This window comes from Butyrivibrio sp. (assembly GCF_017635265.1).
GTDB lineage: Bacteria > Bacillota > Clostridia > Lachnospirales > Lachnospiraceae > Butyrivibrio.
Map to the genome: position 1 here is coordinate 71995 of NZ_JAGBLU010000038.1, position 6461 is coordinate 78455.

The following is a 6461-nucleotide window of genomic DNA, read 5'->3' on the forward strand; positions in this document are numbered from 1 at the left end:
CATAGTGTTATAATAGTCAAATATTCGGTTTGGAGAGAATATTATGGCTAAATATTTTCTATTTTTATTTAACAGTATTTTATTGGGATTTGGACTTGCTATGGATGCTTTTTCGGTATCCATGGCTAATGGTTTTATCGAACCCAGAATGAAAAAAGGCAGAATGGCATTTATGGCCGGAATATATGCGGGATTTCAGTTTCTAATGCCTGTCATAGGCTGGTTTCTGGTTCATAATGCGGCACATTTTTTTAGCGGATTTCAGATGTTTATTCCGTGGATAGCGCTTATTCTTTTAGCTTATATTGGTGGAAAAATGCTTCTTGAGGGCATTAAGGAAAAGAAGTGTGACAGGGACGGAAAGTGTGATGGCTGCACCAATAAAGAATGCCCTAAATTCGGAAATGTTGTGGGAGAGACTTCTCTTTCTTTAAAGCTTTTATTGGTTCAGGGCATTGCAACATCTATTGATGCTCTGTCTGTCGGATTTACGATTGCTGACTATAATGCTTTGATGGCTATCGGAAGTGCTACAATAATTGCTGTTGTGACTTATGTTGTATGTTATATCGGAATAGGACTTGGTAAGACATTTGGAACAAGGCTTGCCTCAAATGCCAAGATATTAGGCGGAGTTATTCTGGTCGCTATTGGTCTTGAGATTTTTATAAATAGCTTTTTGGGTTAGTTTATATAGAAAATTTAAGTCACTTACTTGACTTTTATTATATCGAAACATAGAATAGTTAAGAGTATTTTTAATTAAATAATTTAAATGCAATGATGGTGTCAGATTTTTATCTGAAGATGTCATATTATCCTTTGAGAGAGCTAGGGTCGCTGGCTGAGAGCCCTGCAGGCTATGATATGTACGGAAGTTTCGCACCGGAGCAGTTTTGGTGAAGGCGTTATGCTTGTAGTCAGGATCGTAAGTCTACGTTACAGATAAAACCATTATGGTTGAGAGCCTTATTTAAGGAACTTGGGTGGTACCGCGGTGTTTAATCGTCCCTTGTATAGTTTTATGACTATGCAAGGGCTTTTTGTTTTATAAAAAAAGCTTTTTGCGGTGGAAGTTACACTTTTAATAACAGGAGGAAGAAATTTTGGAAAACAGCGTATTACGTCAGCAAATTGAAGCAATTCGTGATGAAATCAGAGAAAATTCAAAGTTGCTTGAAAGCTCAAAGAATGTCTACGAGCAGAGAAAGGTCTTTTTGGATAACAAAAGCGGCAAGATCTCAGCACTGATGAAAGAGATGAAAAACATTGCTGCAGAGGATCGTGCTGAATATGGTAAGAATGTAAATGAACTTAAGCAATGGGCTCTTGAACAGTTTGATGAACTTGACAAAAAGATGAAAGAAAAAGAGCTTAAGGCAAGATATGAAAGAGAAAAACAGGACGTTACGGAGCCTCCAAAAATGCGTTATCAGGGCAATCTTCATCCTGTAACACAGATGAGAGAGACTCTTATCGATATCTTTGAAGGAATGGGTTTTGAAATATATGAAGGCACTGAGATTGAGAATGACTACTACAATTTCACTGCACTTAATACTCCTGCAGATCACCCTGCAAGAGATATGCAGGATACATTCTATCTCAGCCCTGAGTTCCTTTTAAGAACTCAGACTTCATCAGGTCAGATCCATGTAATGGAAAACAAGAAACCACCGATCAAGATTCTTTCACCTGGTAAGGTTTTCCGTTCAGATGATGATGCAACTCATTCACCTATGTTCTCACAGATGGAAGGACTCGTAGTTGATAAGAATGTTACACTTTGTGACCTTAAGGGAGCTTTGGAGACCTTTGCACAGAAGATCTTCGGCGAGGGAACAACAACAAGACTTCGTCCTTCATACTTCCCATTCACAGAGCCTTCTGTAGAGGTTGACTGCAGCTGCTTTGCATGTGGCGGCAAGGGATGTAATCTCTGCAAGGGTACAGGCTGGATCGAGGTTCTTGGTGCCGGTGTTGTTAACAAGAAGGTTTTAGAGAACTGTGGAATTGATTCAGAAGAGTACAGCGGATTTGCATTTGGTATCGGTATCGAGCGTGCAACAATGCTCAAATACGGCATTAACAACATCAAGCTCTTATATGAGTCAGACCTTGATGTCCTTAAGCAGATCGATCACTACGAATAATTCAGGAGGAGAATGAAATGTTAGTACCTTTAAGTTGGCTTAAAGATTTTGTTGATATAGATTTAGAACCAAAGGAACTTGAGAAAAAGCTCTTTGACTGCGGCTTCGAAGTAGAAGAGTGCTGGGAAGTAGGAAAAGACATATCAAATGTCGTAGTTGGACAGGTAGAAACCTGTGAAGCAATCCCTGATACTCACCTTCATGCATGTACAGTAAATGCCGGAGAGCATGGTACATTTAAGGTTGTCTGCGGCGCAGACAACGTTCAGGCAGGAGGAAAATATCCACTGGCCCTTGTTGGAGCAACAGTAATTGAAACAGAGAGAGACCATGTAACAGTTATCGGTGTTGCTACTATCAAAAAGGGTAAACTTCGCGGCTTTGATTCAGAGGGTATGCTCTGCTCAGGTGTTGAGCTTGGTGTAACAGAGGATATGTACCCGGGAGCAGGCTACAACGGACTTTTGGTATTCCCTGAGGATACAGAGGTAGGTGCTGATGTTAAGCCTATACTTGGTCTTGATGACTGGATCTTTGATGTTTCAATCACTGCTAACAGACCTGACTGCCAGAGTATTTACGGCCTTGCAAGAGAGGTTGCAGCTGCACTTGATAAGCCATTAAAAGAGATTGATCTTAGCTACACAGAGACAGATGTTGAGAACGAAGGATTTAGTGTAACTGTAGAAGATCCTGATCTTTGCCCAAGATATATCGGTCACTATGTATATGATGTAAAGCTTGGTGAGAGCCCTCTTTGGATGAAGAGAAGACTTGCCATGGTTGGTAATAACTCAATCAATAATATCGTTGATATCACTAACTATATTATGAGAGAGCTTGGACAGCCAATGCACGCATTTGACGGCAAATTCCTTGAAGGTAACAAGATTGTTGTAAGACGTGCCAAGGCAGGAGAAAAGATAGTTACTCTTGATGAAAATGAGTTTGAGCTTACAACAGACAACCTTGTTATCTGTGATGGAGCAAAGCCTGTAGCTCTTGCAGGTATCATGGGCGGCCTCAATTCAGAGATCCGTGATACAACAACTACTGTTACATTTGAAGCTGCTAAGTTCATGCGTGACAACATCCGTAAGAGTTCAAGAGCTCTTGGTCAGTCATCTGATTCATCAGCTGCTTTCGCAAAGGGCGTTTACGAATATACAACTGTTATAGCTATGAAGAGAGCTCTTCATCTTATTGAACAGCTTGGAGCAGGTAAGGTTTCCAAGACTCATGTTGATATAAATACAGGAAACAGCCTCGATAAAAAGGAAATGAAGGCATCCATAAAGAAGGTTAACGGAGTACTTGGTATCGAAGTTCCTACTGATGAGATCAAGAGAATTCTTACAAATCTTAATTTTGAGCCTGAAATAAATGGTGATGAACTTACAATCAAGATTCCTGCATATCGTGAGGATATGGAAGATTATCCTGACATTGCAGAAGAACTTATCCGCATGTACGGATATGAGCATGTTGAGCCTACATTCCTTAAGAATTGCAGCGTTACTGTTGGTGGCAGAAACCTTAAGCAGAAGACAGAGCTCAGGATAAAGAGAGCTCTTTGCGCGCAGGGAGCATATGAGTGCATGCACTACTCATTCTTCTCACCAAGTGACCTTGACCTTTTAGGATTTGCTGAGGATGCACAGGAGAGAAAGGCTATCAGGATCCTTAATCCTATAAATGAAGATCTTTCGCTTATGAGAACAACACTTGCGGCACAGATGATCCATGCTATTGCAAGAAACCAGAAGAAAGGCACTCTCGAGGGAAGATTATTCGAGCTTGGTAACAGATTTATTCCAAAGGCTCTTCCGCTTACAGAATATCCTGATGAGAAAGCTACTCTTTGCATCGGTATTTTTGGCGAGGACGAGGACATATATACATTAAAGGGACTTGCTGAGAACGTAGCAGATGCTCTTCATATAAACTTTAAATATGAGCCTGCAACCAAAACTTTCTTACATCCTTACAGAACTGCAAAGATCGTATGTGAGGGAGAAGAGGTTGGATATCTTGGACAGATCACATATGAGATCCAGGATGAGACTGATATGAGAATACCGGCTTATATCTGCGAGATAGATCTTTCAGCACTTGATAAGTGGTATGGCAAGACTCCTACATTTACACCACTTTCAAAGTTCGCAGCTGTTAAGCGTGATCTTGCGCTTATTATGGATAAGACCGTTACTTGTGGAGAAGTTGAGGATGCAATCTATGGATCCTGCAAGTATGTAACTGATGTACATCTCTTTGATGTATACGAGGGACTTCCTATTCCTCCTACAAAGAAGAGTATGGCTTTCACAATTACATTCACTCCTAAGGACGAGGAGCTTACTGATGAAGCTATAAGCGGATATGTAGATAAGATGCTCAGAAAACTTTCATTTACTATGGGAATTGAAATTCGTTCTTGATTTGCCTGATGGCACAGTAGGTGTTAAAATAGTCATTGCTTTAGTTAGCAATGGCTATTTTTTTCTCGAAAGGAGCTTAAATATGAATAGAAAAAATGTTTGGGCAAACTACAATGCTACTCAGCTCAAAGCTGTAGATAAGTTTGCTGAGGATTACAAGAAATTCCTTGATAATTCAAAAACCGAGCGTGAAGCAATTGATACAATTGTTAACGAGATTGAGGAAGCAGGATACAGAGAACTCAATACTTTGATCGGCACAAAGACAAAGCTTAAAAAGGGAGATAAGGTATATAGCGTATGGATGAACAAGTCAATCGCTATCTTCCAGATCGGTTCAGACCCTATCGAGGCCGGTCTTAATATCCTTGGTGCTCACATCGATTCTCCAAGACTTGATGTTAAGCAGAATCCTCTTTATGAAGACAACGGATTTGCTTACCTTGATACACATTACTATGGCGGAATCAAGAAATATCAGTATGTTGCTATGCCACTTGCTATTCACGGTGTAGTTGTTAAGAAGGATGGCACAACAGTACAGCTCAATGTTGGTGAGGATGAGGACGATCCAGTATTCTTCGTTTCTGATCTTCTTATCCATCTTGCTGCAGATCAGATGAGCAAGAAGGCTTCAAATGTAATTGAAGGTGAAGCTCTTGACCTTATTGTTGGTCACAGACCATTCGTTGTGGAGAGCAAGGAAAAAGAGAAGGCTGAAAAGGCTGACAGTAAGCTTTCCGCAGGCGAGAAGTACGCAATTGCTGCTGAGAAAGAAGAAAAGGCAGAGAGCGGAAAGCTTTCAGGAGCAGTTCGCCGTGGAGTAGTAGCTCTTTTAAATGATCTTTACGGAATCGAAGAAGAAGACTTCATTTCAGCAGAACTTGAGATCGTACCTGCAGGTAAGGCTAGAGATGCCGGATTTGACAGATCAATGATCCTTGGCTATGGTCATGACGACAGAGTATGCGCATATCCTTCAATGCGCGCTATTCTTGAAGCAAAGAACTTAAAGAGAACAGCTTGCTGTATCCTCGTTGATAAAGAAGAAATCGGAAGCGTTGGAGCAACAGGTATGCGTAGCCACTTCTTTGAGAATGCTGTTGCAGAGCTCATGAACCTTACAAAGGAAGGCTACAATGACCTTTCACTTAGAAGATGTCTTGCAAACTCATGCATGCTTTCTTCAGACGTAAGCGCCGGCTTTGATCCTACATATGCATCAAGCTTTGAGAAGAAGAACGCTGCATTCCTTGGAGAAGGACTTGTATTCAATAAGTTTACAGGTTCAAGAGGAAAATCAGGCTCTAACGATGCAAATGCAGAATTTATCGCCGAGATCAGAAGAGCATTTGAAAAGGACGGCATCATCTATCAGACAGCAGAACTTGGTAAAGTAGATGTTGGCGGTGGCGGAACTATCGCTTATATCCTTGCTCTTTACGGAATGAACGTTATCGATTCAGGCGTAGCAGTACTTAACATGCATGCACCATGGGAAGCAATCGATAAGGCTGACCTTTACGAAGCTAAGAGAGGCTATGTATCATTCCTTCAGAATATCGATTTTAGAAATGAGTAATAATATATAGAGTTACGCTGTAAAATAGGGAGGGTATTTTGGCAAAGCGCTTTGTTTACGCCAAAATACTCTCCCTTTGTATATGCGTAAGTAAGTGGAAAGTCAGGGGATTGTTTTTATGACTTGATTTTTGTTACGAATGCGTACGCCACCATTGACTGAGCCTGAGGAAAATGCCGTCTATACCTCGCCGACGGTGAGGATGATGGGAACAGTAGTTAGATTCATGCACCGTCGAATTCAGCATTTTAGCGTTTTCCTCAGAACCCGTCAATGGCAAGCACCTTC

4 protein-coding genes are annotated in these 6461 nt (G+C 40.9%); all 4 read left to right on the forward strand.

The window, feature by feature from the left end:
* Window positions 1-43 precede the first annotated feature (43 nt).
* The 4 genes from J6O61_RS05580 to J6O61_RS05595 all read left to right on the forward strand — a co-directional run bounded on the left by J6O61_RS05580 (window position 44) and on the right by J6O61_RS05595 (window position 6173).
* The gene (locus tag J6O61_RS05580; protein WP_292210603.1) at window positions 44-688 is read left to right on the forward strand and encodes a manganese efflux pump MntP; all 645 of its coding nucleotides are present in this window, start codon (window positions 44-46) and stop codon (window positions 686-688) included.
* 418 nt (window positions 689-1106) lie between these two features.
* Complete coding sequence (gene pheS, locus J6O61_RS05585; protein WP_330613729.1) at window positions 1107-2153, forward strand: phenylalanine--tRNA ligase subunit alpha; 1047 nt, start codon at window positions 1107-1109, stop codon at window positions 2151-2153.
* Between the two features lie 17 nt (window positions 2154-2170).
* Entirely contained in the window at window positions 2171-4591 is a 2421-nt protein-coding gene (gene pheT, locus J6O61_RS05590; protein ID WP_292210607.1) for a phenylalanine--tRNA ligase subunit beta, read from the forward strand.
* Between the two features lie 82 nt (window positions 4592-4673).
* Window positions 4674-6173: an aminopeptidase gene (locus J6O61_RS05595; RefSeq protein WP_074883996.1), complete on the forward strand. Its 1500-nt coding sequence runs from the start codon at window positions 4674-4676 to the stop codon at window positions 6171-6173.
* Window positions 6174-6461 lie beyond the last annotated feature (288 nt).

What these genes read in the sequence shown, in the direction of transcription:
- J6O61_RS05580 (WP_292210603.1), top strand. Translation starts at nt 44, where the DNA reads ATGGCTAAATATTTTCTATTTTTATTTAACAGTATTTTATTGGGATTT.
- pheT (WP_292210607.1), top strand. Translation starts at nt 2,171, where the DNA reads ATGTTAGTACCTTTAAGTTGGCTTAAAGATTTTGTTGATATAGATTTA.
- J6O61_RS05595 (WP_074883996.1), top strand. Translation starts at nt 4,674, where the DNA reads ATGAATAGAAAAAATGTTTGGGCAAACTACAATGCTACTCAGCTCAAA.